Below are 24,684 nucleotides of genomic sequence, written 5' to 3' on the forward strand. Positions count from 1 at the left end.
ACCCTAACATCGCGCCATCCGTTAGACCAAGGGCCAAATTCGCCTTACACCTACCCCGATAAATCGGGCGGTACGCGGGTACGCGTCCAGGTATGACCAGCACCGACCAAGCGACCGGCAACCTCGAGCTGGTGGCGCCCCTCGATCCACCGATGCCGACGGGCGTCGCGGTCTCCCACACCGGCCGGATCTTCCTCAACCACCCGCAGTGGGGCGACGACGTCGCCGCCGGCGTCGTCGAGCTGCGCGACGGCACGCGCGTGCCGTACCCCAACGAACAGTGGAACCGACCCGACTCCGACGACGACCCGCACGCCTTCGTCTCCGTGCAATGCGTGGTGGTCGACCCGCACGACCGGCTGTGGGTGGTCGACACCGGCGCGCCGATGCTCCGGCGGACCCGGCACGGCGGGCCGAAGCTGGTGTGCGTCGACCTCGACATGGACGCCGCGTGCCACGTGATCACCTTCCCGGCGGCGGTCGTCCTGCCGTCGAGCTACCTCAACGACGTCCGCTTCGACCTGCGGCGCGGCGACCAGGGCACCGCCTTCGTCACCGACTCGGCGCACCAGGGCCCCAACGGGATCGTCGTCGTCGACCTGGCCACCGGCGAGTCGTGGCGCAGGCTGCACGACCACCCGTCCACCAAGGCGCCGCCGGTGCACGCCACCAGGCCGGTGGTCGAGGGGCGCTACTTCCTCAACCGCCCGGGAGACGCGGACCCGTCGCAGCTCACCTTCGGCAGCGACGGGATCGCCATCTCGGCCGACGGCAGCCGGCTGTTCTACTGCCCGCTGATGTCCCGCCACCTCTACAGCGTGTCGGTCGACGCGCTCTGCGACCGGTCGCTCGACGACGACGCGGTGGCCGCGACCGTGATCGACGAGGGCGACAAGGGCAGCTGCTCCGACGGGCTGGAGAGCGACGACACCGGGCGGATCTACCTCACCGCGTACGAGCAGAACGCGGTGTTCACCCGCGAGCCGGACGGCACGTTCGACACCCTGGTGCACGACCCGCGGCTGCTCTGGCCGGACACGATGGCCGTGGCCACCGACAGGCACCTCTACGTGACGGCCAACCAGCTCCACCGGCAGCCCGCCTACAACGACGGCAAGGACCTGCGGCAGCCGCCGTACGCGGTGTTCCGGGTCGCGATCGACGCCGGCCCGGTGCTGCTGCGCCAGGACTGATCCGTCAGCCCAGGATCTGCCGGACCTCCATGCCGCCCCAGCCGGCGTCCGGCCAGCGGGCGGCGATCTCGATGGCGCGCTCCTCGGTGGCGACGTCGACGGCGATGTAGCCCGCGAACTGCTCCTTGGCCTCCAGGAACGGGCCGTCGGTGGTGGCCGCGACGCCGCCGCGCAGGCGCACCGTCTTGGCCGCGCCCGCGAGCGCCTCGCCCCGGATCAGCTCGCCGGACGCGGTCAGCTCGGCCATGATCTCGTCGACCTGGGCGAACAACCCCGCGCGCTCCTCTTCCGAGAGCGTCTCGATGGTGGCCGGGTTGTTGTAGATCAGCAGCATGTACTTCACGGGCGCCAACGATAGTCCGGCTAGGCCGGTTTGCGTGCGACCAGCACGTCGCGGCGGATCGCCTGGTCGACGCGGTGCACCAGGCGTCGGTGGGCCGGCGTGTCCAGCACCTCCAGGCCCGCGTCGGCCAGGATCGACGCCGTGTCGGCGCGGTCGGCCACGAACGTGTTCCAGGACAGGCCGAGCGCGCCGCCGGGCCGCAGTGCGCCCGCCCACACCGGCGCCGCGACCCGCAGCAGCTCCAGCGGACCGCGGGCCAGGCCCTTCTCCTGGGTGCGGCTGCCGTGCTGCACGCCGTACGGCGCGTCCGCCACGACCAGGTCCACCGATCCCGACTTCCAGAACTCCAGCGTCCGTGTCGTGTCCGCGTTGACCATGTCGATCCGTTGCGTGTCGGCCGCCTTGTAGTCCTCTTTGCTCGCGGCCAGCGTGATCTGCAGCCGCCGGCCGACCACCTGCCGGTTGCGCCGCACCGGGCCGTGCTCGGCCTTGTGCTTGATCCGCTTCTCCTTGAGCCAGCGCTGGATGAACGCGGAGTACGCCTCGTAGTCCTTCTGGTCGCGGTCGACACCGAGCGCGTCGTAGCCGTACATCATCGCCTGGTTGAGCGTCGTGCCCCGGCCGGCGAGCGGGTCCAGCACGGTGAACCGCCGGTCGAGCATCCGGTCGGCGAACGCCGAGCCCATCACGGTCGCGTTGAGCAGCAGCTTGGTGAACTGCTCGTTGGTCTTGCCGGCGTACTTCGGGATGGTGATCAGGTCGTCGTCGAACCGGTCGAGCCGGTGCAGCGGCACGGGGCGCAGCAGCCCGCCGCTCTCGACGGCGAACAGCGCGTAGATCGACGACAGGTTCGCCAGGAACGCGGTGGCGCGCTCGTCCAGCGGCGCTGATTCGAACGTCACATAGGAGACACCGGCGATCTCGTCCGCGGCGACGTCGGTGAGCCCGCCACCGAGCACCGCACCGGCGAAGATCTCCAGTTCGGCGGCGGTCAGCTCGACGGACGACTCGGCGTAGACCCGGTTGGCGGAGGGCAGGATCAGCATCGCGTAACGCATGGCCCGCAGATTCTAGGTCGGGTACGGGAGTGCGCTCCGGGCGGTCGGGATGATAGGTACGACGGGTGACAGAAGTGCCAGAGCGGCTACGCCGCGGCGGCTCGCTCGACCGGCTCCGGCTCGGGTACCCCGATCAGTTGGTCGACGACGTGATCGCGTACGCCCGGTTGGGTGATGCGACCGCCCTGGAAGTCGGTGCCGGCACCGGGCGGGCGACCCTGAAGTTCGTCGCCAAGGGCATCCGGATCACCGCCGTCGAGCCCAACCCGCGACTGGCCGCGGTGCTCACCCGCCGCACGGCGGGCGCGCCGGTCACGGTCAAGGTCACGACCTTCGAGGAGTACGCGCCCGAGCGCCGGTTCGGCCTGCTGTTCAGCGCGCAGGCCTGGCACCGGGTCAACCCGGCGGTGCGCTGGCGCAAGGCGGCCGAGGCGGTCGAGCCGGGCGGCGTGATCGCGCTGTTCTGGAACCGCGAGCGGCCCGCCGACGAGGCGGTCAGCGAGGAGCTCCGGGCCGCGCACCGGCTGCACGCGCCCCGGGTCCGCTACGAGGAGGGCATGCTGCCCGACCCGCCGCCCTGGCCCGGCATCCACGGCCTGGCCCACCGCGAGTCGCACGTCTACCGCTGGCAGGTCGCGCTGCCCACGGTGGACTTCGTCGCCAACCTGGCCGCCCGGTCGAGCTACGCGGCGCTGCAGCCCGAGGCCCGCTCGACGCTGTTCGCGGACATCCTCGCGCGCCTCGACGGCTCCGTCCGGGTCGCGGTCGACACGGAGCTCTATCAGGCACGGACCCGCTGAAGCTGGTCGCATCCGGCAGAATGGTTCGCGTGACCGCGATCGACAGCTACGTCCGGGAGCTCGACCGGCGGCTGCACGGGCCGCGCCGGCGCAAGGCCGACATGATCGTCGAGGTTCGCGACGGGCTGCAGGACGCCGCCGAGGCGGTGCGGGCCGGGTCGCCGGAGGTCAGCGACGCCGAGGCGGAGCGGCAGGCCGTCGAGGAGTTCGGGTCCGTCCCGGCCGTCGCGCCGGAGTTCCAGTCGGAGTTGGCCGTCGTGCAGGCTTGGCGCACCGCCTGGGTGTTTGCGATCGCGCTGCCGCTGGTGATGACGGTGACCACGCTGATGTGGCGGGCCGGCAGCACGGGCGTCTCGCCGTCGCCGGCCTACCACGACCTCGCCCACGCCACCGACGTGTTCCTGATCGCGGCGAGCGTGGGCTTCGCGGTGGCGTTGCTGCTGCTGCACCTCGTCGCCCGGCGGGCGGCCTCCCCGGTGGCCCTGGTGCGGATCGTCGGCGTCGCCGCGATCGGCACCGTGCTGACGATGATGGGCAGCGGCCTCTTCCTCACCATGGGCGCGCCCACGGGTGGCACCTCGCTGTGGGGCGCGCTGGTCGGCGGCCTGCCCACGCTGCCCGGCTATGGCCTGCTGCTCTATCTCGGGGTGCGCTGCCTGCGACTGACCCGCACACGTGGGCCTGGGGCCGGACGCCCGTCCCGACGCCCGGCCCCAGTCCCTTCAGCTTAAGGCCAACCGCACATGTCCAGTGGCCCGCTGTCCGGGCTGAGTGTCGTCGAGCTCGCCGGGATCGGTCCCGCGCCCTACGCCGCGATGCTCCTGGCCGACATGGGCGCCGACGTGGTCCGGGTCGACCGGATCGGTGGGCCGCCCGAGGAGTACGCGCTGGTCAACCCCGTCCTGGACCGCGGCCGTCGGTCGATCGGGCTCGATCTGAAGACCCCGGCCGGCGTCGAGTTGCTGTTGCGGTTGGTCGCCCGGTCGGACGTACTCGTGGAAAGTTTCCGACCCGGGGTCGCCGAGCGGCTCGGCATCGGTCCGGTGCCCTGTCTGGCGGTGCGGCCCGGCCTGGTCTACGCCCGGATGAGCGGTTGGGGCCAGTCCGGGCCGCTGGCGGGCGCGGCCGGGCACGACATCAACTACATCAGCCTGACCGGCGCGCTGGCGTCGATCGGCCGGGCCGGCGGGCCGCCGCAGCCCCCGATGAACCTGGTCGGCGACTTCGGGGGCGGTTCACTCTTCCTGGTGTACGGCATCATGTGCGCGCTGTGGGCCGGCGGCGGCCGGGTGGTCGACGCGAACGTGCACGACGGCACCACCTCGCTGATGGCGATGGTGCAGGGCCTGCGGGCCGTGGGCCTGTGGTCCGACCGCCGGGGGACCAACCTGATCGACACGGGCTGCCCCTACTACGACGTCTACGCGTGTGCCGACGGCGGCTACGTGGCGGTCGGGCCGATCGAGCGGCGGTTCTATCTCAACCTGCTGGCCGTGCTCGGGCTGGACGGCGACGCCGACCTGGTGGCCGCGCACCGCGACCCCGCGCACTGGCCGGCCCTGCGGGCGGCGCTGAGCGCCGCGTTCGCGGGCGCGACCCGCGACGAGTGGGCCGACCGGTTCGCCGGGCGCGACGCGTGCGTGACGCCGGTGCTCGCACTGGACGAGGCCCCGGCCGCGCCGCAGGCCGTGGCCCGCGATCTCTACGCGCCGGTGCCCGGCGGCGGCTCGCAGGTGACGCCCACGCCCCGGTTCACCACCGACCCGGCTGGCGAGCCGGCGGCGCCGCCGCTGCCCGGGCCGGCGCCGGCGCCCGGCGCGCACACGGAGGCGATCCTCGCGGAGCTGGGCGTCACGGCCGCCGAGTGCGCGGAGCTGCGCGCAGGCGGCGTTATCGGTTAGCCGACTGGTGCAGGCCCTGCAGGGCCAGCACGTAGCCGTAGACCCCGAAGCCGACCACGACGCCACGGGCGACGGGCGAGAGGTACGAGTGGTGCCGGAACTCCTCGCGGGCGTGCACGTTCGAGATGTGCACCTCGACCACGGGCAGGCTGGCGCCCTCGATCGCGTCGTGCAGGGCGATCGACGTGTGCGTGTAGGCGCCCGCGTTGATCACCGCGCCCAGGCACTCGCCGGCCGCCACCCGGGCGCCGGCCTCCTGCACCCAGTCGACGAGCTGACCCTCGTGGTTGGACTGGAGGAACTCGAGTTCCAGGCCGAGCTTGCCGGCCTCCTGCCGGCACAGGTCCTCGACGTCCGCGAGCGTGGTGCTGCCGTAGACCTCGGGGCGGCGGGTGCCGAGCAGGTTGAGGTTCGGCCCGTTGAGCACGTAGACCGAGGTCATCAGCGCCCGCCGGGGTTGTGCCAGGCGCGGCCGTCGCGGGCGAGCAGTTGGTCGGCCTCGTCGGGGCCCCACGACGCCGCCTCGTAGAGCGGGATCCGGCCCGTGCTGTTGGCCCAGTGCTCGATGATCGGGTCGACGATCCGCCAGCTCTGCAGCACCTCGTCGGAGCGGATGAACAGCGTCGGGTCGCCGATCAGCGCGTCGAGCAGGAGCCGCTCGTAGGCCTCGGGCGACTCCTCGCGGAACGTCGACTCGTAGGAGAACTCCATCGTGGCCGTGCGCACCCGGAACGAGTGACCGGGCACCTTCGCGCCGAACCGCAGCGTGATGCCCTCGTCGGGCTGGATGCGCAGGATCAGCGCGTCGGGCTGCAGGCCGGTGACCTGTGCGGCGCTGATCGGCAGGTGCGGCGGCCGGGTGAACTGGAGCACGACCTCGGTCACCCGGCGCGGCAGCCGCTTGCCGGTGCGGACGTAGAACGGGACGCCGGCCCAGCGCCAGTTGTCGACGTCGAGCCGCATGGCCGCGTACGTCTCGGTGCGGGACAGCGGGTCGACGCCCTGCTCGTCGCGGTAGCCGGGCATCAGGTCGCCGCTGGTGCCGCCCCTTGTGTATTGCCCGCGGACCGCGATCCGGTCGATGTCGCCGTCGGCCGGGTGCCGGATCGACTGCAGCAGCTTGACCTTCTCGTTGCGCAGGGCCTCCGGCGCGAACGACGCCGGCGGCTCCATCAGGGCCAGCGCGAGCACCTGGAGCACGTGGTTCTGCACGATGTCGCGCATCGCGCCGGCGTGCTCGTAGAAGCCGCCGCGGGTGCCGACGCCCAGCGTCTCGGCGACCGTGATCTGCACCTGGTCGATCCACGTGCGGTTCCAGATGGGCTGGAAGATCGTGTTGGCGAAGCGCAGCGCCATCACGTTCTGCACGGTGTCCTTGCCGAGGTAGTGGTCGATCCGGAAGACCTGGTCCTCCTCGAAACCGGCGTGGATGCGCTGGTCGAGGTCGCGGGCGCTGGCCTCGTCGTGCCCGTACGGCTTCTCGATCACCAGCCGGGCCGACCCGGTCGGCGAGCCGGGCTCGTTGAGGCCGGCCGCCGCCAGGTTCTCGATGATGGGCACGAACGCCTGCGGCGGGGTCGCCAGGTAGAACAGCCGGTTGCCGGCGGTGCCCGCGTCGCGGTCGAAGCTGTCCAGCAGGTCGCGGAGCCGGTGGAAGGTGTCCGGGTCGTCGTAGTCGCCGCTGAGGTAGCGCATGTTCTCGACCAGGCCCGGCGCCTCTGCGGCCGGCCCGGCGGGGAAGCGCCGGCGGAACTCCTCGTCGGACAGGTGGCTGCGGGCGACGCCGACGAGGCGGAACTCGTCGGGGAGGCGCTTGTATTGCGCCAACCGGGCCAGCGCCGGCATGAGCTTGCGCTCGGTGAGGTCGCCGGAAGCCCCGAAGATCACCACGACACCGGGCGGCGCCTTGCGGTCGTCGCCGCCGTCACCGTTGATCCGGATCTCGTTGCCCGGGCCAAGGTCGCCTGTCATGCGTGCCCCTCGTGGTCGTCGGTCTCGCCGCGCAAAACGCTACCGGCCCATTGGCCTCACGCGGAGCGGCGCACGCCGATGTGGGACGGACGCCTCTTCGAACCTATCGCTTCCGCCCGAACACGCCATTAACGGCTGGTTATGACTCGCTTTGGTCGGGATCCGACACGTCCGCGACGGTCGCGCCCAGCGCGCGCACCGCCGTGTCGGCGTCGACCGCGACCGCGACGCCGTGCTCGCCCGCGCCGAGCGTGATCTCCCGGCCGGCCATCCGCTCGTCGGCGATCACGGGCCAGGGGACCAGCGACCCGAACGGGGTGATCGTGCCGCGCTCGTAGCCGGTCGCGTCGAACGCGGTCGCCGCGTCGGGCATCGAGAGCCGGCTCACCCCGAGCAGGGTGCGCAGCTTGGGCCAGGAGATCACCCGGTCACCGGGCACCAGGACGAACACGTAGTCGCCCTCGCCGCGGCGCACCACGATCGTCTTCACCACGTCGGGGATCTCGACACCGCGGGCGGCGGCAGCCTCGGAAAGGCTGCGCACCGGGCCGTGGTTGACGACCCGGTGCGCCACTCCGGCGTTTTCGAGCGCTTCGACCGCGCGACCACTCATGTGGCCAAGGTTATGACCTTGCCACCGCGTTGGCGTGGATCGCCTCGTTGAGGAACCGTGCCATCCCTGGCTTGATCTTCTCGTAGTACGCCGTGAACCGCGGATCCTCGACGTACATGTCGGCGAGCCCGGTGTGGATCTCGTACGTGCACTCGTAGAACCACCGGCTGATCTGCTGCCGGTGCTCCTCGGCCAACTCCGTCGCCGCCTCGCCGTCGGCGGGTTGCCCGCCGTCCATCACGGCGGCGAACCGGCGGCCCCAGTCCTCGCTCTCGGCCTTGAACCGCAGCCAGTCGGCCTTGCCGTAGCGGCTGGTCCGGCGCTGCGACTCGGCGTACGCGTCGGTCCCGCCCCAGCGCTCCTGCGCCTCGTCCTCGTACTGCTCGGGCTCGAAGTCACCGAAGACCTCGAACCGCTCCTCGGGTGTCAGGTTCACCCCCACTTTCTGCGCCTCCATTGCGAACTCGATGGCGGTCACCATCTCCTGCAGTTTCTTGATCCGCTCCAGCAGCAGCTGATGCTGGCGGCGGAAGTGTTCCCGCGGGTCGGTGGCGGCCAGCAGGGCCGCGATCTCGTCGAGGCCGAAACCCAGCTCCCGGTAGTAGCGGATCTGCTGCAGCCGCTCGAGATCGCCGTCGGTGTAGACGCGGTAACCGGCGGCCGTCCGCTCACCGGGCACCAACAACCCGATCTCGTCGTAGTGGTGCAGCGTCCGCACCGTGACTCCGGCCAACGCCGCGACCCGACTCACCGGGTAGCCCATCCGGCTCACCCCCTCTCCGCCCTCCACGAAACACCCTGCCGTGACGTGAGGGTCAAGCTTCTCGCCCGGGTCACGGCGACGCCGGCGAGACAGAGCAGGCCGCCGCCGAGCGCGAGCGCCGCCGGCACCTCGTCCAGCAGGGCCCACGCCATGACCACCACCAGCGGGGGTACGAGATACGTGGTGGCACCGAGCTTTCCGGCGCCGGTCCGGGCGAGGGCGTACGCCCAGGTGGTGAACGCGAGGGCGGTCGGGCCGACGCCGAGGTAGACCACCCAGCCGGCGGCGGCCGGATCGCGGACGTCCGCGACGAGCTGCCCGGCGAACGGCAGGCAGGCGACGGCGCCGACCAACGTGGCCAGGAAGGTCACGGCGAGCGGGTCGGCCCCGGCCAGCAGCGGCTTCTGTGCGACGACCCCGACCGCATAACCGACGGCGGCGACGAGACACAGGACGACGCCCCAGGGATCGGCGTGCGCGTCGCCGGCGGCGGCGACGCCGATCAGCACCGCGCCGGCGAACGCGGTCGCCAGGCCGAGCAGCAGGGTGCGCGGGAACCCCTCGCCGAGGAAGAGCCCGGCGAGCAGGGCGATCAGCACGGGCCCGAGGTTGACCACCATGGCGGCGGTGCCGGCGTCGACCCGGCGCTCGGCGGCGTTGAGGGCCACGTTGTAGACGCCGAGCCAGGCCACGCCGCAGAGCACCAGGCGGGACCAGGCGCCGCGGTCCGGCCAGCGCGGGCGGCGGGCGAGGACCAGGATCCCGAGGACGGCGGCGGCGACGAGGAGGCGGCCGAGGGCGAGCGCACCCGGGCGCACGTCGGCGCCGACGTGCCGGATGGCGACGAACGCGGAGGCCCAGAGGAAGACGGTGGTGGCGATGGCGGCGGCGGTTCTCACGCCGTCAAACTAGGTGCGGGACCCTTCGGTGCCGGCCGAAACGTAGGTCGCCTCCTCGTAGTCGCCGACGATCGTGAAGCCGATCCGGTCGTAGGCGGCGCGGGCCGCGGCGTTGTCGGCCTTCACGTTCAGCGTGATGACGTCGGTGGTCTCGCGCAGGCGGTGGCAGAGCGCGGCCGTGACCCGCTGCGCCAGGCCCTGGCCGCGGTGTTCCGGGTCGGTGGTGACGTTGCCGATCGCGCTCACGCGGTAGGTCGGCGACCAGACGTGCACACCGGCCACCGCGACGAGCCGGCCCGCGCGGCGGATGCCGACGTACTGGCCCGTCTCCAGCATCCGGCGGTCGAACCAGTTCTCCGGGTACGCCCGCGCGTAGAGGGCCGTCAGTTCGGGCTCGTCCGCGACGCCCAGCGGGTCGCCCTCGGCCGGACCCTGCGGCTCGCCCGCCAGGGCCATCTTGTGGTGTGGGCCGCCGTCGTGCGACCGGGTGTACGCGGGCGCCAGCGCGACACCCGCGCCGGGGGAGAGGTGGGCGTAGAACGTGCGGGGCAGCAGCGGCACGAGCCCGGTGAGCAGGTCGCCTAGCCGGCCGCCCAGGGCGAGCAGCGTCGGCACCGGCTGGCCGTGGTAAATCAGGGCGAGCGCGTCGCCGTGCCGGTACCAGGTCGTGTACGGCCAGAAGAAGTCGTCGAGGTCGCCCAGCTCGTACGCGTGCAGAGCAGTGTCCTTGCGGAGCAACGCGGCAAGCTCGGCGCGGTCGTGGACGCTGCGCAACATGGCCGCGATCGTGTCACAGGCTCGCCCGACACCGTCCATGGTGCTACCTTGCCGCCCGTGATGTCGGAAGACCGGCCCGCGCCGGCCCGTGGCCTGCTCGTCTTCGGTGTGCTGTTCGCGGTGGTGATCGTGGTGGCGGCGGTGGTCGGCGCCGCGGTCGCGCTCGGCAACGCGGGCGGCTCCTCCGACGGCGGCGAGGTGTCCGCGGCCAAGCTCGCGGTCGGCCACTGCGTCGACGGGCTGAAGGAGAGCGACGACGTCGCCGGGCTGCCGGTGCTGCCGTGCGAGCAGCCGCACGAGGGCGAGGTGTTCGCGATCGTCGAGTTGCCCGCCGGGCCGTACCCCGGTGAGGAGGCCCTCGGCCGCCAGGCCCAGCAGGAATGCCTGCAGCGGTTCGAGACCTACGCGCCCTCGTCGGTCGCCGACGACAAGGTCGAGCTGTTCTACCTGCAGCCGAGCCAGCTCTCCTGGTCCGCCGGCGACCGCGGCGTCACCTGCGTCGCCACGGACCCGACCGCGAAGCGCACGGGCTCGCTCAAGGGTTGAGCCGCGGCCCCCACGCGTGGCGGTCTCCGTTCGCGGCTTTCCGGCCGAGCTTCCCCTCGCGCACGAGGACCGCGAGCGAGTCGAGCACGACCCGGGAGGAGAGCAGGGCGGTCTGCTCCGCCCAGTCGTACGGCGGTGCGCACTCGACCACCTCGAGACCGGCGAGCCCGGGCGCGGCGACCAGGCGGACGAGGTTGAGCGCCTCGCGCGGCAGCAGCCCGCCCGGCTCGGGCCAGCCCGTGCCCGGCACGAAACCGGCGTCGACCACGTCGATGTCGAACGACAGGTAGACCGCTTTCGCGTTGTGCCAGGCCGTCTCCAGCGCGACCTCGGCCACCTTCTCGACGCCGACCCGCTCGACGTCGCCGACCGTGACGACGGTCGTGCCCCGCTCGCGGCCGACCTTGACGCCCGCCCGCGGCGACTGCCAGCCGCCGATGCCGACCTGCACCAGGTTCGTCGCGGGCGCGTTGCCGATGTTCGTCGCATGGAACCACGGCGTGGTGTGCATGCGCTCGTCCAGGTCGGTCTCCTGGGTGTCGACGTGCCGGTCGAAGTGGATGATGCCGATGTTGCCGTCCACGTGCGGCGCCATGCCACGGATCGTGGGATACCCGATGGAGTGGTCGCCGCCGAGGATCACCGGGAACACGCCGCGCGCGTACACGTGTGACATGGCCTGGCTGATCTGGTCGAACGACTTCTCCAGGTTGCCGGGGATCGTGAACACGTCGCCGACGTCCACCATGTTGAGCTGCTCGCGCAGGTCGACGCCGAGCTCGTAGCAGTAGGTGCCGAACAGGTTCGTCGACCGGCGGATGCCCTGCGGCCCGAACCGCGCGCCCGGTCGGTAGGTCGCCCCCGAGTCGAGGGGAGCGCCGAAGACCGCGACCTCGGCGTCCGCGACGTCGTTGACGTCCTCCAGGTACGGGCAGTTGAGGAACGTGCCGCGCTCGCCGGCGAAGTGCGGCAGCTCGCCGCGCGAGAAGGTGGGAATGGTCCGGTCGACCAGGGTCGGCGCGCCCGGCAGGCCGAAGGCGAGCCCGCGGGCGATCTCCTCGTCGTGGCGGAACAGCGACAGGCGCTCCTCGGCGAGCTGCGCCCACTTGCCTTCCCGGGCGGCGAACGCATCACTGTGGGTGTGTCCCTGCGTCACCGTCAGATCGTAAGCACGACCGCGGCGGCTCCGGAGCCGATCAGCGCGACCGCCCAGACCAGGTCGAGGTTGACCCAGGCCCGGCGCAGCACCTCGAGCCCGAGCACCCGGTAGACCAGCAGGCCGACCGCGCCGGCCACGGCGACCATCGCGACGGTGTGGACGGTGGTCGCCGCGAGGCCCTGCCAGAGCAGCGCGCCCGGGTCCGACGGCGCGTGCAGCGCGTGGTCCCGGTGCACGCCCGGCGGCGGGTTGGCGACCAGCACCGGCACCAGCATCAGCCCGGCGCCGTGCACCGACGACATCAGGAACGACCACCCGGTGAGCTGCCACGGGGTGAGCCGCATGCCGGCCCAGGCGAAGTGCCGGCGGGACAGTGCCTTCCAGAGCCCGAAGCCGACCATCACCACGCCGCCGGCGATGGCGACCACGCGGGTCGCCAGCACCGAGCGGAGCACCTCGACCAGGCCGGCCACCGCGAACACCGAGAGGGCGTGGCCGGCCGCGATCGGCAGCAGCGACCGGAGCACCGCGAGCGCGGAGCGTTCCTGCAGGCCGATCGCGACCGCGAAGAGCCACCCCATGCCGGGGTTGAGGCCGTGGAACGCGCCGAGTCCGGCGAGGGTCGCAACTGCCAGCCAACTCACGGGAAGCAGTATGAGTCCGACGAGGCGTCGCCGCCCTGCAGCCGGGTCTGGTGGACCCGCAGGCCGCGGAACTCGTCGCCGTGCGGGAAGAAGCGCGGATCCGGTGCGATGCCGCCGCTGTCGAGGTCGACGTCGAGCTTGGCGGCCCAGGCGCCGACACCGTCCGGATAGAACTGGTCGTCCCAGGCGCCGTAGAGCGAGTTGGTGATGTAGACGCGGCGGCCGTCGCGGGACACCTCGACCATCTGCGGTCCGCCGGCCAATGCGAGCTCCGGCGCGGCCGGGTGGGCGGCCCGGGAGACGATGCCGCCGAGCCGCACCTCGCCGGTGAGCCGGGGCGCGAACGGGTCGCTCACGTCGTACTGCAGCAGCTTGCCGATGCCCCACGCCGAGACGTAGAGGTAGCGGTCGTCGACGGACAGGTCGATGTCGGTGACCAGCGGCGGCACCGCGCCGAACGGCTGCAGGATCGGCGGCAGGTCGGCGGCGTCGGCGGGCTCGGCCGGGATCTCGATCACCTTGCGGATCGTGAAGGCGCCGCCGTCGTCGCGGTGCCAGAGCCAGACCGACGCCGAGAGGTCCTCGACGCTGACGACCACGCCGACGAAGCCGTACTCCTTGGTCGGGTCGTGCGCGGGGCGCAGCTCCAGCGCCATCTGGTGCTGGTCACCGAGGTCGAGGGTCTGCAGGTGGCGGCGCTTGCGCAGGTCCCAGAAGTGGATCTGGTGACCGTATTTCCGGCCCAGCAGCAGCTCGCCGACCAGCCCGTCCTCGATCATCGACGGCGTGCCCCACTCGCTGGTGACCAGCACGTCGCGGGTCAGGTGCCACCAGAAGTCGTACCCGAAATATTGTGGCCCGCGGTCGATCTCCCACGCGCCGAGCACGTCGAACGAGTCGTGGTCGAGCAGCGCGATCCCGCCGGGGCCGTCGGCGCCGTCGGCACCGCCCAGGTTGGACACGTAGATGCCCTCGGGGCCGCAGTGCACGGTGTGCGGCCGCGAGTAGCCGGCCTTGGCCAGCTCCTCGGGTTGGATCGTGCGCATGACCCGGGGCGCGCGCGGGTCGTCCTTGGTGTCGAGCACGTAGATCCGCGACGAGCGCAGGCCGGGCACGATCAGGTAGCGGCGCTCGACGTGCGGGTGCGGCGCGGCCGGGCACAGCGCGCTGCTGCACGCGTTCCAGCCGAAGTGGTGCAACTCGTCGCCGCGGTAGGGCAGGTCGGTCCAGCCGACCACCCGCCCGTAGCTGGTGGAGGTCTCGTCAACGTCGAGCACGGCGATCGCGTCGGGCTTCTCGGCGGAGCGGTCGAACGCGGCGACGTAGGCCAGCTTCTCGGCGGGCGCGGTCACCGCCTGGCGCGGCGAGGGGTAGAAGGTCGGGTCGGGCTTCCACAACGGCATCGCGGCACTCCTTTGTTCGTTTCCCTCGATAACCTACTATGTCTATAGGATTTGAAGGGGCGGCGATCGCGATGGACCCAACCGTGATCATCGGCGGAGGCCCGGCCGGTGCGTTGGCGGCGCTGGCCATCACCCGTCACGACGGACGGGAGGTGGTCGTCGTGGACCCCGCGTCCAGGCTGGGTCCGGGCTCAGCGTATGCCACCGGCGAACCGCGCCACCTCCTCAACTCACGGGCCGGGACCATGTCCGTGGACCCGCGCGACCCCGGCGACTTCGCCGCGTGGGCCCGATGTCGCCCGGACGCGTTCGTCCCGCGCGGCCTCTTCGGCGCCTATCTCGCCGACCGGCTGGGCCCGGTGCCGCACCTCGCGCGGCGTGCCGTGCGGGTGCGGCCGGCGGGTCGGGGCCGTTGGGCGGTCGAGCTGAGCGACGGCACCACCCGGCAGGCCGCCGCGGTGGTGCTGGCCGTCGGCCCGCCCCCGCCGGTCTTCCCGGCGGCGGCTTCGGTGGGTGTACGCCGGGCGCCCGGCTACGTCGCGGTGCCCTGGACGGCCGGCGCGCTGGCCGGCATCCGCCCGACCGACCGGGTGCTGCTGCTCGGCACCGGCCTGACCGCCGTCGACGTCGTGCTGTCGCTGCTGGCGCGCGGTCACACGGGCGAGATCGTCGCGGTCTCCCGGCACGGCCTGCTGCCCCGGGCGCACACCCTCGCGCCGGCTGTGCCAGCCCCGGCCGTGGACGCGACCGGCCTGCGAGAGTTGCTGCGGGTGCTGCGGGCGAGCCCCGACTGGCGTTCCACGGTGGACGCGCTGCGCCCGCGCGCCGACCAGCTCTGGGCGGGGTTGAGCCTGGACGAGCAGCGGCGCTTCCTGCGCCATCTGGCCCGCTACTGGGAGGTGCACCGGCACCGGTGCGCGCCCGAGGTGGCGGCCGCGATCGCGATGGCCGTGTCGTCGGGCGCGCTGCGCGTGGCGGCCACCCGGGTGAGCGCGATCCACACCGAACCGCGCGGCTTCGCGGTCACTCTCGGCGGTGCGGCACCGGCGATCTTCGAGGCAGTCGTCAACTGCACCGGCCCCGGCCACGCGGCCGGCATCCCGCTGGTCCGCACGCTGGTGGCCGACGGCCTGGCCCGGGCGGACCCGCTGGCGCTCGGCATCGACGTCGACCCGGCCGGGCGCCCGGTGGGCCGCGCCGGCCGCCCGGTCGAGGGCCTCCACGTGCTCGGGAGCCTGCGCCGCGGCCGCTGGTGGGAGACGACCGCGATCCCGGAGATCCGCGCACAGGCCTCTTTTATCGGTCGAGAGCTCCAATGACCACTGTGTATAGTCCCTTCACTTTGCCACTAGGGAAGGACTTTCATGAGTTTTCTGGAACGGGCCGGCCGGCGATGGGCGCTCGTGGCGGGGGCGAGCGCGGTCGCGGTGTTGGCCGCGGTGCTGGTGAGCCCGGCGCCCGTGCGGGCGTCGGCGGCACAGGGCATCATCTCCGGCTCCGGAGCGGTGACGGACGACTTCGGCGACGAGGCGACGCTGAGCCGCACGGGTCCCTTCCGCTACAGCACGGCCGTCGCGCTGTGGCAGACGATCCTCGCCGCCGAGGGCTTCATCGACAACAACGGCATCGACTGCGACTTCGGGCCCGCGACGGAGGCGGGCACCAAGAGCTTCCAGCGGCGGTACGGGCTCAGCGCCGACGGCGTCGTCGGGCCGAACACCTGGAGCAAGGCCGACAACTACCTGGTCAACGACTACGACACCGTCGGCTACGAGCACGTCGCCTACAAGTCGCCCAACCGGGTCCAGGAGCTAGGCCTGCGCCGCCTGGGCAACGGCTACTACGCGGTGTTCCTGTGGGGCGGCGGCCGCGTCGACGCCGAGGCCTGGAACACCAAGGCATCGCCGTACTGCTGAGGGGATTACTTGGGTGTGGGTGGGCGCCGGCCTGTGCCGGTGCTCGCCCTCGCCTCGGGAGACTGGGCCGGATTGAGCAGGTCGGCGAGAGTGGTCCGGTCGACGATGTCGGCGATCCGGTCGTGCACGGCCAACCACACGTCGCGCAGCCCGGCGGCCCTTTCCGGGTACGCCGCCGAGTGCGTCGGCAACCCGCGCACGGTCGTCAGTGCGCCGTTCACCGCGCGCACCACGTCGCCCACGGTGATCTCGGCGGCGGGGCGGGTCAGCGTGTACCCGCCCTCGCCGCCGCGCCGGCCGTGCAACAGTTCGGCGCGGCGCAGGTCGACCAGGATGCTCTGCAGGAACGCGGGCGGCATCTGCTGCGCGCGGGCCAGCGCCGCGGCGGTGACCCGCCCGGGCGCGTCGGCCACCGCCAGCATCGCGCGCAGGGCGTAGTCGGTGCGTGCCGAGACCTGCATCGGTCAGCCCCGGTCCAGCAGGCCCCACCGGCGGCGGATGGCCCGGTCGGCCTTGGTGAACAGGAGATCCACCAGCAGACCGAGGACGAGGATCACGATCATCACGCTGATCACCCGCGGCGCGTCGGACAGCTCGCGGGCGTAGGTGAGCTGCACGCCGATCGACGTCGTCTTCGCGATGACGACCAGCAGCTCGCCCGCCATCAGGCTGCGCCACGCGAACGCCCACCCCTGCTTGAGCCCGGCCACGATGGCCGGCAGCGCGGCGGGCGCGATCACGTAGCGGTACAGGCTCAGCCCGGAGGCGCCCAGGTTGCGACCGGCCCGCACGAGCAGCGGCGGCACGTAGTCGACGCCGTGTATGACGCCGTTGGCGATCGACGGTGCGGCGCCGAGCACCACGACGAAGAAGATGGCCTGCTCGCTGAGCTGGAACAGCAGGATCGCCAGCGGGAACCAGGCGATCGACGGCATCGTCTGCAGCGCGGTGATCATCGAGCCGAGCGCGGCCCGGAGCACCTTGACCCGGGCGACCGCCAGGCCGAGCAGCAGCCCGACCACGACCGCCGCGCCGAAGCCGATGCCGGCCCGCTCGGCCGTGATCAGCAGGCCGTCCCAGAGGGCGCCGCTCGTGGCGTAGTCCCACAGGTCACGGGCGACGGTCTCCGGCGCGGGCAGGGCGTACTCCGGCTTCCAACCGCTCCAGACCACGACCTGCCAGACCGCCAGCGCCAGTGCCAGCGCGGTCAGCTTGGGCCACGTGGCCGCCCAGAGCCGGGCGGCCCGGCCGGGCACCTTCTGCTGGCTGGCGATCTCCAGCGCGTCCAGCCCGGAAATCGTGTCAGTGGCCATGCCGACCCACCTCCGCGCGCAGCCGGTCGGTGACGTCGGCGGCCACGGCGGCCACCTCGGGGGAGTCGATCCGGCGCGGCCGTGTCACCTCCACCCGGGTCTCGTAGATCACGCGGCCCGGCCGGCTCGACAGCAGCACGATGCGGTCGGCGAGCCGGGCCGCCTCGCGCACGTTGTGGGTCACGAAGACCACCGTCAACGGCTCGCCGGCGGCGTTGCGGCCCCTCCACAGCCGCTCCAGCTCGTCGTGCAGGATGTCGCGGGTCATCGCGTCCAGCGCGCCGAACGGCTCGTCCATCAGCAGCACCGGTGTGTCCAGCGCGAGCGTGCGGGCCAGCGCCACCCGCTGCCGCATGCCGCCGGAGAGCTCGTGCGGCCGGCGGCGCGCGAAGTCGCCCAGGTGCACGGTGTCGAGCAGCTCGGCGACCCGGGCCTTGCGCGTGGCGCTCGGCAGGCCGCGCAGCTTGAGCGGCACCTCGACGTTGGCGCCGACGGTCAGCCAGGGGAACAGCGCCGGCTCCTGGAACATCAGGCCCGGCCGGGCGTCGCCGGCCACCAGGATGTCGCCGCCGCTGGTCGTGTCGAGCCCGGCGACGAGGTTGAGCAGGGTGCTCTTGCCGCACCCGGACGCGCCGACGAGACAGACGAACTCGCCGGGCGCCACGTCGAGCGAGACCCGGTCGAGCGCCACGACGGCGTCCCCGCCCCGCCCGTACACCTTGGTCACGCCGGAGAGCGCGACCGCGGCGGTCGCGCTCCCCGGGATGGTCGTCGTGGTGCTCACGGCAGCGGGACCTCGGACGCGCCGCTCGACTTCAGGGACTTGTTGAGGAAGCTCAGGTCGTAGAGCCCGTTGAGGTCGACCGGCTCGGTGAGACCCACCGCGACCGCGTGGTCGAGCCCGGTCTTCAGCGACGACGCGATCGGGTCGTCGAGGAACTGGAGGGACGGCCAGGCCTGCTTGATCAGCTTCAGGTCGAGCGGCTTGCCGGTGAGGCTGCCGATGTGGTCGGAGATGGCCTGCTGCGCCTCGCCGGGCGACTTGTTGATGAAGTCGTTGGCCGCCACCTGGCCGTCGACCAGCTTCTGCACGACGTCCGGGTGCGCCTTCAGGAACTTCGTGCTGACGATCAGGTTGGTGATCACGAACTTGCCGTCGGGCCACAGGTCGCGCTCGTCGACCAGCACCTTGCCGCCGGCGTTGACGAGCTGCGAGACGAACGGCTCCGGCACCCAGGCGCCGTCGATCGCGCCGCTGCGGAACGTCTCCAGGGTCTGCGAGTTGGCCTGCGGGACGATCGCGACGTCGCCGCCGCCCTCCTTCGTGGTGGTCAGGCCCTTCTCCTTGAGCCAGTAGCGCACCGCCACGTCCTGGGTGTTGCCGAGCTGCGGCGTCGCGATCTTCTTGCCGCGCAGCCCCTCGGCCGAGGTGATCTCCGGCTTGACCACGAGCGCCACGCCGCCGGACGCGGCACCGGAGACGACCCGGACCGCCTCGCCCTTGGACTTCGAGTGCGCGTTCACCGTCGGGTTAGGACCGATGTAGGTGGCATCCAGCGCGCCGGAGAAGACCGCCTCGATGGCCTCCGGACCGGCGTTGAAGGTCTTGGTCTCCAGCTTGACGCCGGTGCCGAGCTTGTCGGCGAAGATGCCCTTCTCGACGCCGACGATCGCCGGCGCGTGCGTGATGTTGGGGAAGTAGCCGAGCCGCAGCGTGACCGGGTCGGCAGCGCTGCCGCTGCCGCCCGACGCGTCGTCACCGCCGCACGCGGCGGCGGTCCCGAGCGTCGCGGTGGCCACGATCGCGACGGTGGCCAGCGTGCCGAGCCTGCGCAGGGGGAGACGTCTCATCGCCCGTCCAATCCATTGTTTTCCTACTTGATTGATAGGAAGGGTGGGTTAGGCGGAGTGCTCGCGTCAAGGTGACGTCCACCATCTGGGAGCAGCGACACATGCCGTGGTCGCGCTTAGCCGGTCCTTAATTTTTCCTGTGCCCGTTACTTAGGGCTGCGCCCGCACCGGCCGCCACGCGGGAGACATCGATGCAGCGTGCTGCCTTCGCCGTCGTTGCGACCGTCGTGGTGATCGGCTTAAGCGGGCTGCCGAGCCCCGGAAAACAGCCCTTGAGCAGGGCAGGCAGCGAGCCTTAGCTTCCGTGACGACCCTCGCCGCGGACGGCCGCGGCGCACTCGCGAGAACCGGGATGCGTACATGGCCAACCGGAACGTGCCGCCACAGTGGCCGGGCGATGACGGCCGCTGGGAGAGCCGGCCGCATCCCACCACGGACAGGTACCGCGAGCGACCCGTCGCGTACGCGACGCAGGAGCAGCGCGGCCCGCGCTGGGTGGGCCCCGACGGCGGCATCGGCATGGAGTCGGTGGCCGGCCTGCCAGAGCCCTACGACGAGGACGACGACGAGCCCGGCACAGACAAGGGCCGGCGGCGGGCGCTGATGGCACTCGGCGGCGCGCTCGCGGTGGCCGGCGGCGGCGCCGCGCTCAGCTTCACCGACCAGGGCCGTGGCCTGATCGACAAGCTGCTCGGCGACGGAGGTGTGGACGCCACGGCCGCGGAGCTCAACAACGCCATCTCCAACTCGCCGGCGCAGCAGCAGCCGAGCACGGTACGCACGTACACCGAGCAGAACGAGTCCTACATGGGCTCCCGCGCCGGCAACGAGCTGCGCCGCAACGCCCCCGCCACGGGCCGGGTGTACGCGACCCCGAGCGAGGCCGCGGCCAACACCAAGGTCACCGTCAAGACGGCCCTCGCCAAGGATCCGGTGCTGCACCTGGCTCGGCGCGCCACCTTCGGCCCGACCCCCAAGGTGATCGCGGACATCCGCCGGCTCGGCATCGACAACTGGATCCGGCTCCAGCTCGACCCGGCGAAGATCGCGCCGACCGCGGGCGAGCTCAAGCTCGGCGAGCTGACGACGCTGAACATGTCGATCGCGCAGGTGCGTGCCAACCGCGACGCCCTCAACGAGCGCGGCACCCAGGCCGACCAGGAGGTCGTCGACGGGGCGGTCGGCCGCATGATCTTCTCCGAGCGGCAGCTCCTCGAGGTCATGGTCGACTTCTGGAACGACTTCCTGCACGTCGGCCCGTTCTTCGACGGCTCCGACATGGTCCGTTCGAGCTTCGACCGCGACGTCATCCGCAAGCACGCGCTCGGCCGCTACCCGGAGATGCTGGTCGCCGCCAACCGGCACCCGGCGCTGCTGATCTATCTCAACCAGAACCAGTCGAGCAAGGACAACGTCAACGAGAACCTGGCCCGGGAGAACCTGGAGCTGTACTCGGTCGGCGTCGACGGCGGCTACACGGAGAAGGACGTCAAGCAGGCCGCGCTGCTGCAGACCGGCCGCGGTGTCCGCGACGACCAGTACGTCTACCAGCCGGAGCGGCACCACGTCGGCCCGGTCAAGATCATGGGGTTCAGCCACCCGAACGGCACCGCCGAGGGCGGCGAGGCGGCCAGCGACGCGTACTTCCGCTTCCTGGGCCTGCACCCCTCGACCGCGCGCTACATCGCGCTGAACCTGGCCGTCCGGTTCGTCTCCGACACCCCGCCGAAGTCGCTGATCGACCGGCTGGCGAAGACGTACACCGCGAACGCCGGCGCGATCAAGCCGGTGCTGATGACGCTGTTCCGCTCGTCGGAGTTCTGGGCCGCGGTCGGGCAGAAGGTACGCCGGCCGATGGAGTACCTGGCGGCCACGTACCGGACGCTGGGTGTCTCGCCGACCCCGAGCCCCGGCTTCCAGCAGGGCAACCGCAACCGCACGCCGTTCGCCGAGGGGCTGCGGCAGATCCGCAACAAGATGGACGAGCTCGGCCAGTTCCCGACCGGCCAGGCGACGCCCAACGGCTATCCCGACATCTTCCTGGCCTGGACCTCGGCCGGCACGATGATCAACGGCTGGAACGAGGCGCTGGACATCGTCAACGGCAACCGCCGGATGTTCTCGTACGTGACGCCGGAGAAGTTCGCCGGCGCGAAGCCGCCGGCCACCGCCGGCGCCTACGTCGACGCGCTGGCCAAGCGCCTGGTGCACCAGACGCTGAGCGCCAAGGAGAAGGCGGCGCTGCTCGGCATCGCCGGCGTCGCCGCCAACGCCAAGGTCGACGCGTCGCTCAACGGCGCGCTGACGTCCGTCGTGCGGGCGCTGCTCGCATCCCCGCAGCACCACCTCCGGTGATTCCTTTGGAGAGCAGCGTGTCAACTTTCCCCGTCCACCCGGACTGCTCCGACCTCAAGGCGCTGGGCGGCAACCGGTTCGACGCCGTGCTGCGGGCCGAGGCGATGGCCGTCGAGGCCGAGAACACCGCCGAGCGCGACCGGCTGCAGCAGCTCAACGAGCTCGAGGAGCAGCAGCAGGACGGCCGCGGGATGACCCGGCGGACGTTCGTCACGGGCGCCGCGGCGACCGCGACCGCGCTGGCCACCACGCAGTTCGTCTCGACCCGGGCGTCGTTCGCGGCGACGAAGACCGGGACGCTGATCCACGTGTTCCTCTACGGCGGGCTCGACGGCCTGGCCATGGTGGCGCCGGCCGACGACCCGGTGCTCGCCAAGGTCCGTCCGGACCAGCTCATCCCCGAGAACGGCGGCATCGCGCTGCAGCGCGGCTTCCGGCTCACCGGTGCTTTCGAGCCGCTCAAGAAATACCTCGACGCCCGGCAGCTCGGCTTCGTGCCGGCGGTGACCGACCCGCGCCTGTCGCTGAGCCACTTCCAGGCCGCGGACGCCTGCAACCTGGGCGGCCTGCCGGGGGAGACCGGCGGCCGGGGCTGGCTGGACAGCCTGGTCGACGCGCTCGGCCCGGGCACCGCGTTCCGCAGCGTCGGCATCGGCAGCACACTGCCCCGCTCGCTGGTCGGCACCAACGGCGCGATCGCGATGAACAGCGTCGGGTCGTTCAACCTCAACGGCGACCAGCGGTTCAAGGCGGCCACCGCCAAGGCCATCAAGACGCTGTTCACCGACATCAACCACCCGGTGCAGGAGTCGGTGCAGGAAGGTCTCGCGGCGCTCAGCCTGGCGCAGAAGCTCGCGGCCGACGGCTACCAGCCGGCCGACGGCGTGGAATACCAGGGCATCGGCAACGCCTTCCGCCAGCTCGCGCAGCTCATCAAGGGTGGCGCCAACGTGCGCGTGGCGACCGTCGGCATGGGCGGCTGGGACACACACGAGAACCAGGGCACCCAGGGCGGCTACGTGTTCGACCACATGAACGAGCTGGCCCGGGCGCTGGCCGCGTTCTTCGACGACCTGGGCCCGGCCGCGGCCGACGTGACCGTGCTGGTGTCCAGCGAGTTCGGGCGGCGGGTGAGCCAGAACGGCAGCGGCACCGACCACGGCCACGGCGGCGTCATCGCGCTGCTCTCCGGCAAGAAGCTGGCCGGCAACCTGCTCGGCCGGTGGGACGGGCTGGAGAAGCTGGACGGAGGCAACGTCCCCGAATACAACAACATGTTCAACGTCTACGGTGCCGTCGCGCAGGGCCGGTTCGGTCTGACCAACGCCGAGGTGGACAAGATCTTCCCCCGTCAGAAGTATGCCCCGGTGAAGCTCTTTGCGTGACTACCCAACGGGCGCCGTAGTAGCGGGCCGCCGTCGGACCGGGGACCCCCCGACCCGGTCCGACGGTCGCCCCGCACCGGCGCCGGTCAACGTTCCCGCGCGCCGCGGCGCCACCGGCCGGCGCGCCCTCGTGCTGCTGTTCTGGGTCGGCCTGGTGCTCGCCGTCGTGCCGTGGTGGCTGGCCACGCCGGCCGGCTCGCTGGGCGACACAGGCGCCATCGCGCTGGCCGCGGGCCGGATCGTCGGCCTGGTCGCGGGCTACGTGATGCTCGTGCAGATCCTGCTGATGAGCCGGCTGCGCCTGCTCGACCGGCTGGCCGGCGAGGAGCTGATGACCCGCTGGCACCGGGACATCGGCGGCGCGCTGATCGTCGCGGTGCTCGCACACATGGCGTTGATCCTGGTCGGCTACGGGAGCCTCGACGGCTACAACCCGCTGGTCGAGGCCCGTGTGCTGATCGTCGACGTGCCCGACATGCTCGAGGCGTTCCTGTCGGCCGGCATCCTCACGGCGGTCGGGCTCTTCTCGGTCCGGGCGGTGCGCAACGCGCTGCCCTACGAGCTGTGGCGCTGGCTGCACATGTCCACCTACCTGGTGCTCTACCTGTCCTTCGGCCACCAGTTCTCGCTGGGTCAACAGCTGTTCAAGCCCGGTCTCGTACGCACGGGCTGGATCGCCGCCTACATCGGTGTGGTCGTGATCCTCGCGTACGGCCGGGTGATCGCGCCGTTGATCTTCAATCTGCGGTACGGGCTGCGCGTGGCCGACGTGGTCGCGGAGGGCCCGGACACCATCTCCATCTACCTGACCGGCCGCCACCTCGACCGGCTCAAGCTCCTGGGTGGACAGTGGTTCCGCTTCCGCTTCCTGGCTCGGGGACTGTGGTGGCAGTCGCACCCCTTCTCGGTCTCCGCGGCCAAGAACGGCCGGTGGCTGCGGCTGACCGTCAAGGTGGTCGGTGCCTACACCCGGGAGCTGCGCGACCTGGACTCCGGGGCGCGGGTGTGGGCGATCGGGCCGCGCGGCTCGTTCACCGCCGCCCAGCGCACCGCGCCGCGCTCGCTGCTGATCGCCGGCGGCATCGGCATCACGCCGATCCGGGCGATGCTGGAGGAACTGCCGCCGGGCGCGACGCTGATCTACCGGGCCAGCACGCCCGCCGACGTGGTGCTCCAGCGCGAGATCGACTGGCTGGCCCGGGCCCGCGACCTCGACGTCTGGTACGTGATCGGCGCCCGCACCGACCCCGGCCCGCGCCAGGTGATGAGCCCCAACGGCCTGCGCCAGCTCGTGCCCGACCTGGAACGCCGGGACGTCTGGCTGTGCGGACCGGCCGGGTTCGTCGAGGCGGCGCAGAAGACGGTGCGCCGGGCCGGCGTACGCCGGAAGAAGATCCATCTTGCCGCCTTCGAGTTGTAGGGGTTTCCTGTGCGCCGTGCCGCGCTGGCCGTAGCCGGGCTCGCCGCCGGCACCTCTCTGCTGGTCGTGGCCAAAGGCGGTGGCGGTGCGGCACCGGACACGGTGGCGGCGGCCAACGCCGGAGCCACGCCGTCCGCCACGCCCTCCGGGGCGCCGCCGTCGGCGGGGCCGTCGGGTGCGCCGGCCACCGGCAAGCCGTCGGCCACCAAGTCCGCGGCGAAGCCGAAGCCCGGCCGGACCACCCAGGCCGCCGCGCCGCCGCCGCCCGCCGCGCCGAAGTCCAACAAGGTGGTCGGGCCGCGGGTGGAGAACCCGTACGGCGCGGTCCAGGTCGTGATCGAGGTCGACGGCAACCGGATCGCCGACATCCGCAC

25 protein-coding genes and 1 pseudogene are annotated in these 24,684 nt (G+C 72.0%); 11 read left to right on the plus strand and 15 right to left on the minus strand.

From position 1 onward, the window contains the following. Window positions 1-92: 92 nt before the first annotated feature. Entirely contained in the window at window positions 93-1,193 is a 1,101-nt protein-coding gene (locus Air01nite_RS22440) for an L-dopachrome tautomerase-related protein (protein WP_203704866.1), read from the plus strand. Between the two features lie 4 nt (window positions 1,194-1,197). Here Air01nite_RS22440 and Air01nite_RS22445 read toward each other — a convergent pair whose 3' ends face one another. Both Air01nite_RS22445 and Air01nite_RS22450 read right to left on the minus strand, forming a co-directional pair. Then, window positions 1,198-1,527, minus strand: a complete 330-nt coding sequence (locus Air01nite_RS22445; RefSeq protein ID WP_239090892.1) for a YciI family protein — start codon at window positions 1,525-1,527, stop codon at window positions 1,198-1,200. A gap of 29 nt (window positions 1,528-1,556) precedes the next feature. After that, window positions 1,557-2,594: a TRM11 family SAM-dependent methyltransferase gene (locus tag Air01nite_RS22450; protein ID WP_239090886.1), complete on the minus strand. Its 1,038-nt coding sequence runs from the start codon at window positions 2,592-2,594 to the stop codon at window positions 1,557-1,559. A gap of 65 nt (window positions 2,595-2,659) precedes the next feature. Between Air01nite_RS22450 and Air01nite_RS22455 the strand changes: the two genes are divergently transcribed. Genes Air01nite_RS22455 through Air01nite_RS22465 form a run of 3 tightly spaced genes read left to right on the plus strand, consistent with a single transcriptional unit; the run spans window position 2,660 to window position 5,295 of the window. Then, entirely contained in the window at window positions 2,660-3,394 is a 735-nt protein-coding gene (locus Air01nite_RS22455; protein ID WP_203704870.1) for a class I SAM-dependent methyltransferase, read from the plus strand. Between the two features lie 29 nt (window positions 3,395-3,423). Then, window positions 3,424-4,125, plus strand: a complete 702-nt coding sequence (locus Air01nite_RS22460) for a permease prefix domain 1-containing protein (protein ID WP_203704872.1) — start codon at window positions 3,424-3,426, stop codon at window positions 4,123-4,125. A gap of 12 nt (window positions 4,126-4,137) precedes the next feature. Continuing rightward, complete coding sequence (locus tag Air01nite_RS22465) at window positions 4,138-5,295, plus strand: CaiB/BaiF CoA transferase family protein (RefSeq protein ID WP_203704873.1); 1,158 nt, start codon at window positions 4,138-4,140, stop codon at window positions 5,293-5,295. Here Air01nite_RS22465 and aroQ read toward each other — a convergent pair. The 6 genes from aroQ to Air01nite_RS22495 form a co-directional block, all read right to left on the minus strand. Then, window positions 5,285-5,737: a type II 3-dehydroquinate dehydratase gene (aroQ, locus tag Air01nite_RS22470; protein WP_203704874.1), complete on the minus strand. Its 453-nt coding sequence runs from the start codon at window positions 5,735-5,737 to the stop codon at window positions 5,285-5,287. The two genes, Air01nite_RS22465 and aroQ, sit on opposite strands and share 11 nt — an antisense overlap. Beyond that, the gene (gene zwf / locus Air01nite_RS22475; RefSeq protein WP_203704875.1) at window positions 5,737-7,266 is read right to left on the minus strand and encodes a glucose-6-phosphate dehydrogenase; all 1,530 of its coding nucleotides are present in this window, start codon (window positions 7,264-7,266) and stop codon (window positions 5,737-5,739) included. The genes aroQ and zwf overlap by 1 nt, the downstream gene beginning before the upstream one ends. Window positions 7,267-7,405: 139 nt before the next feature. Continuing rightward, window positions 7,406-7,879 (minus strand): aminoacyl-tRNA deacylase, encoded by a 474-nt coding sequence (locus Air01nite_RS22480; protein ID WP_203704876.1) that lies wholly within the window; start codon window positions 7,877-7,879, stop codon window positions 7,406-7,408. A gap of 10 nt (window positions 7,880-7,889) precedes the next feature. Beyond that, window positions 7,890-8,642: a MerR family transcriptional regulator gene (locus tag Air01nite_RS22485; RefSeq protein ID WP_203704924.1), complete on the minus strand. Its 753-nt coding sequence runs from the start codon at window positions 8,640-8,642 to the stop codon at window positions 7,890-7,892. A 5-nt stretch (window positions 8,643-8,647) separates the two neighbouring features. Beyond that, window positions 8,648-9,541, minus strand: coding sequence for a DMT family transporter (locus tag Air01nite_RS22490; protein ID WP_203704877.1), 894 nt, complete (start codon window positions 9,539-9,541; stop codon window positions 8,648-8,650). 9 nt (window positions 9,542-9,550) lie between these two features. Next, a complete protein-coding gene (locus Air01nite_RS22495; protein ID WP_239090887.1) occupies window positions 9,551-10,318 on the minus strand; it encodes a GNAT family N-acetyltransferase in 768 nt (255 codons plus the stop codon). Between the two features lie 60 nt (window positions 10,319-10,378). On the opposite strand from Air01nite_RS22495, the gene Air01nite_RS22500 reads away from it, so the two are divergent. Next, on the plus strand, window positions 10,379-10,864 hold the full coding sequence (locus Air01nite_RS22500; RefSeq protein WP_239090893.1) for a septum formation family protein: 486 nt from the start codon (window positions 10,379-10,381) through the stop codon (window positions 10,862-10,864). On the opposite strand, the gene Air01nite_RS22505 is transcribed toward Air01nite_RS22500, so the two are convergent. From Air01nite_RS22505 to Air01nite_RS22515, 3 genes are read right to left on the minus strand one after another with little or no spacing between them, the layout of a single operon-like run. Further along, a complete protein-coding gene (locus Air01nite_RS22505) occupies window positions 10,854-12,020 on the minus strand; it encodes an agmatinase family protein (protein WP_203704882.1) in 1,167 nt (388 codons plus the stop codon). The two genes, Air01nite_RS22500 and Air01nite_RS22505, sit on opposite strands and share 11 nt — an antisense overlap. Window positions 12,021-12,022: 2 nt before the next feature. Next, complete coding sequence (locus Air01nite_RS22510) at window positions 12,023-12,667, minus strand: hypothetical protein (protein WP_203704884.1); 645 nt, start codon at window positions 12,665-12,667, stop codon at window positions 12,023-12,025. After that, on the minus strand, window positions 12,664-14,070 hold the full coding sequence (locus Air01nite_RS22515) for a selenium-binding protein SBP56-related protein (RefSeq protein WP_203704886.1): 1,407 nt from the start codon (window positions 14,068-14,070) through the stop codon (window positions 12,664-12,666). The genes Air01nite_RS22510 and Air01nite_RS22515 overlap by 4 nt, the downstream gene beginning before the upstream one ends. Window positions 14,071-14,153: 83 nt before the next feature. On the opposite strand from Air01nite_RS22515, the gene Air01nite_RS22520 reads away from it, so the two are divergent. Beyond that, complete coding sequence (locus tag Air01nite_RS22520; RefSeq protein WP_203704888.1) at window positions 14,154-15,389, plus strand: FAD/NAD(P)-binding protein; 1,236 nt, start codon at window positions 14,154-14,156, stop codon at window positions 15,387-15,389. Between the two features lie 45 nt (window positions 15,390-15,434). Continuing rightward, the gene (locus Air01nite_RS22525; protein ID WP_203704890.1) at window positions 15,435-15,986 is read left to right on the plus strand and encodes a peptidoglycan-binding domain-containing protein; all 552 of its coding nucleotides are present in this window, start codon (window positions 15,435-15,437) and stop codon (window positions 15,984-15,986) included. Between the two features lie 5 nt (window positions 15,987-15,991). Here Air01nite_RS22525 and Air01nite_RS22530 read toward each other — a convergent pair whose 3' ends face one another. Genes Air01nite_RS22530 through Air01nite_RS22545 form a run of 4 tightly spaced genes read right to left on the minus strand, consistent with a single transcriptional unit; the run spans window position 15,992 to window position 19,150 of the window. Continuing rightward, on the minus strand, window positions 15,992-16,447 hold the full coding sequence (locus tag Air01nite_RS22530) for an RrF2 family transcriptional regulator (RefSeq protein WP_203704892.1): 456 nt from the start codon (window positions 16,445-16,447) through the stop codon (window positions 15,992-15,994). 3 nt (window positions 16,448-16,450) lie between these two features. After that, a complete protein-coding gene (locus tag Air01nite_RS22535; RefSeq protein ID WP_203704894.1) occupies window positions 16,451-17,299 on the minus strand; it encodes an ABC transporter permease in 849 nt (282 codons plus the stop codon). After that, entirely contained in the window at window positions 17,289-18,083 is a 795-nt protein-coding gene (locus tag Air01nite_RS22540; protein WP_203704896.1) for an ABC transporter ATP-binding protein, read from the minus strand. Before Air01nite_RS22540 ends, Air01nite_RS22535 begins: the two co-directional genes overlap by 11 nt. After that, the gene (locus Air01nite_RS22545; RefSeq protein ID WP_203704897.1) at window positions 18,080-19,150 is read right to left on the minus strand and encodes an ABC transporter substrate-binding protein; all 1,071 of its coding nucleotides are present in this window, start codon (window positions 19,148-19,150) and stop codon (window positions 18,080-18,082) included. The genes Air01nite_RS22540 and Air01nite_RS22545 overlap by 4 nt, the downstream gene beginning before the upstream one ends. 360 nt (window positions 19,151-19,510) lie before the next feature. Here Air01nite_RS22545 and Air01nite_RS22550 point away from each other — a divergent pair, with 360 nt between their 5' ends. The 4 genes and pseudogenes from Air01nite_RS22550 to Air01nite_RS22565 all read left to right on the plus strand — a co-directional run. Further along, window positions 19,511-21,505 (plus strand): DUF1800 domain-containing protein, encoded by a 1,995-nt coding sequence (locus Air01nite_RS22550; RefSeq protein WP_203704898.1) that lies wholly within the window; start codon window positions 19,511-19,513, stop codon window positions 21,503-21,505. 17 nt (window positions 21,506-21,522) lie between these two features. Further along, window positions 21,523-22,890 (plus strand): DUF1501 domain-containing protein, encoded by a 1,368-nt coding sequence (locus Air01nite_RS22555; RefSeq protein ID WP_239090888.1) that lies wholly within the window; start codon window positions 21,523-21,525, stop codon window positions 22,888-22,890. Further along, window positions 22,883-24,310 carry a ferredoxin reductase family protein gene (locus tag Air01nite_RS22560; protein ID WP_203704902.1) on the plus strand — a complete coding sequence of 476 codons (1,428 nt, stop codon included), beginning with the start codon at window positions 22,883-22,885 and terminating at the stop codon, window positions 24,308-24,310. Before Air01nite_RS22555 ends, Air01nite_RS22560 begins: the two co-directional genes overlap by 8 nt. 9 nt (window positions 24,311-24,319) lie before the next feature. Beyond that, window positions 24,320-24,684: pseudogene (locus tag Air01nite_RS22565) on the plus strand (hypothetical protein); the annotation flags it as partial.

Origin of the sequence: Asanoa iriomotensis (assembly GCF_016862515.1) — a bacterium.
GTDB classification, from domain to species: domain Bacteria; phylum Actinomycetota; class Actinomycetes; order Mycobacteriales; family Micromonosporaceae; genus Asanoa; species Asanoa iriomotensis.

Excerpts from the sequence above, each read along its gene's own strand:
- Air01nite_RS22495 (WP_239090887.1), bottom strand. The coding sequence starts at position 10,318 with ATGTTGCGCAGCGTCCACGACCGCGCCGAGCTTGCCGCGTTGCTCCGC.
- Air01nite_RS22525 (WP_203704890.1), top strand. The coding sequence starts at position 15,435 with ATGAGTTTTCTGGAACGGGCCGGCCGGCGATGGGCGCTCGTGGCGGGG.
- Air01nite_RS22515 (WP_203704886.1), bottom strand. The coding sequence starts at position 14,070 with ATGCCGTTGTGGAAGCCCGACCCGACCTTCTACCCCTCGCCGCGCCAG.
- Air01nite_RS22480 (WP_203704876.1), bottom strand. The coding sequence starts at position 7,879 with ATGAGTGGTCGCGCGGTCGAAGCGCTCGAAAACGCCGGAGTGGCGCAC.
- Air01nite_RS22485 (WP_203704924.1), bottom strand. The coding sequence starts at position 8,642 with ATGGGCTACCCGGTGAGTCGGGTCGCGGCGTTGGCCGGAGTCACGGTG.
- Air01nite_RS22530 (WP_203704892.1), bottom strand. The coding sequence starts at position 16,447 with ATGCAGGTCTCGGCACGCACCGACTACGCCCTGCGCGCGATGCTGGCG.
- Air01nite_RS22545 (WP_203704897.1), bottom strand. The coding sequence starts at position 19,150 with ATGAGACGTCTCCCCCTGCGCAGGCTCGGCACGCTGGCCACCGTCGCG.
- Air01nite_RS22465 (WP_203704873.1), top strand. The coding sequence starts at position 4,138 with ATGTCCAGTGGCCCGCTGTCCGGGCTGAGTGTCGTCGAGCTCGCCGGG.
- Air01nite_RS22440 (WP_203704866.1), top strand. The coding sequence starts at position 93 with ATGACCAGCACCGACCAAGCGACCGGCAACCTCGAGCTGGTGGCGCCC.
- Air01nite_RS22550 (WP_203704898.1), top strand. The coding sequence starts at position 19,511 with ATGGCCAACCGGAACGTGCCGCCACAGTGGCCGGGCGATGACGGCCGC.
- Air01nite_RS22450 (WP_239090886.1), bottom strand. The coding sequence starts at position 2,594 with ATGCGTTACGCGATGCTGATCCTGCCCTCCGCCAACCGGGTCTACGCC.
- Air01nite_RS22445 (WP_239090892.1), bottom strand. The coding sequence starts at position 1,527 with ATGCTGCTGATCTACAACAACCCGGCCACCATCGAGACGCTCTCGGAA.
- Air01nite_RS22500 (WP_239090893.1), top strand. The coding sequence starts at position 10,379 with ATGTCGGAAGACCGGCCCGCGCCGGCCCGTGGCCTGCTCGTCTTCGGT.
- zwf (WP_203704875.1), bottom strand. The coding sequence starts at position 7,266 with ATGACAGGCGACCTTGGCCCGGGCAACGAGATCCGGATCAACGGTGAC.
- aroQ (WP_203704874.1), bottom strand. The coding sequence starts at position 5,737 with ATGACCTCGGTCTACGTGCTCAACGGGCCGAACCTCAACCTGCTCGGC.
- Air01nite_RS22535 (WP_203704894.1), bottom strand. The coding sequence starts at position 17,299 with ATGGCCACTGACACGATTTCCGGGCTGGACGCGCTGGAGATCGCCAGC.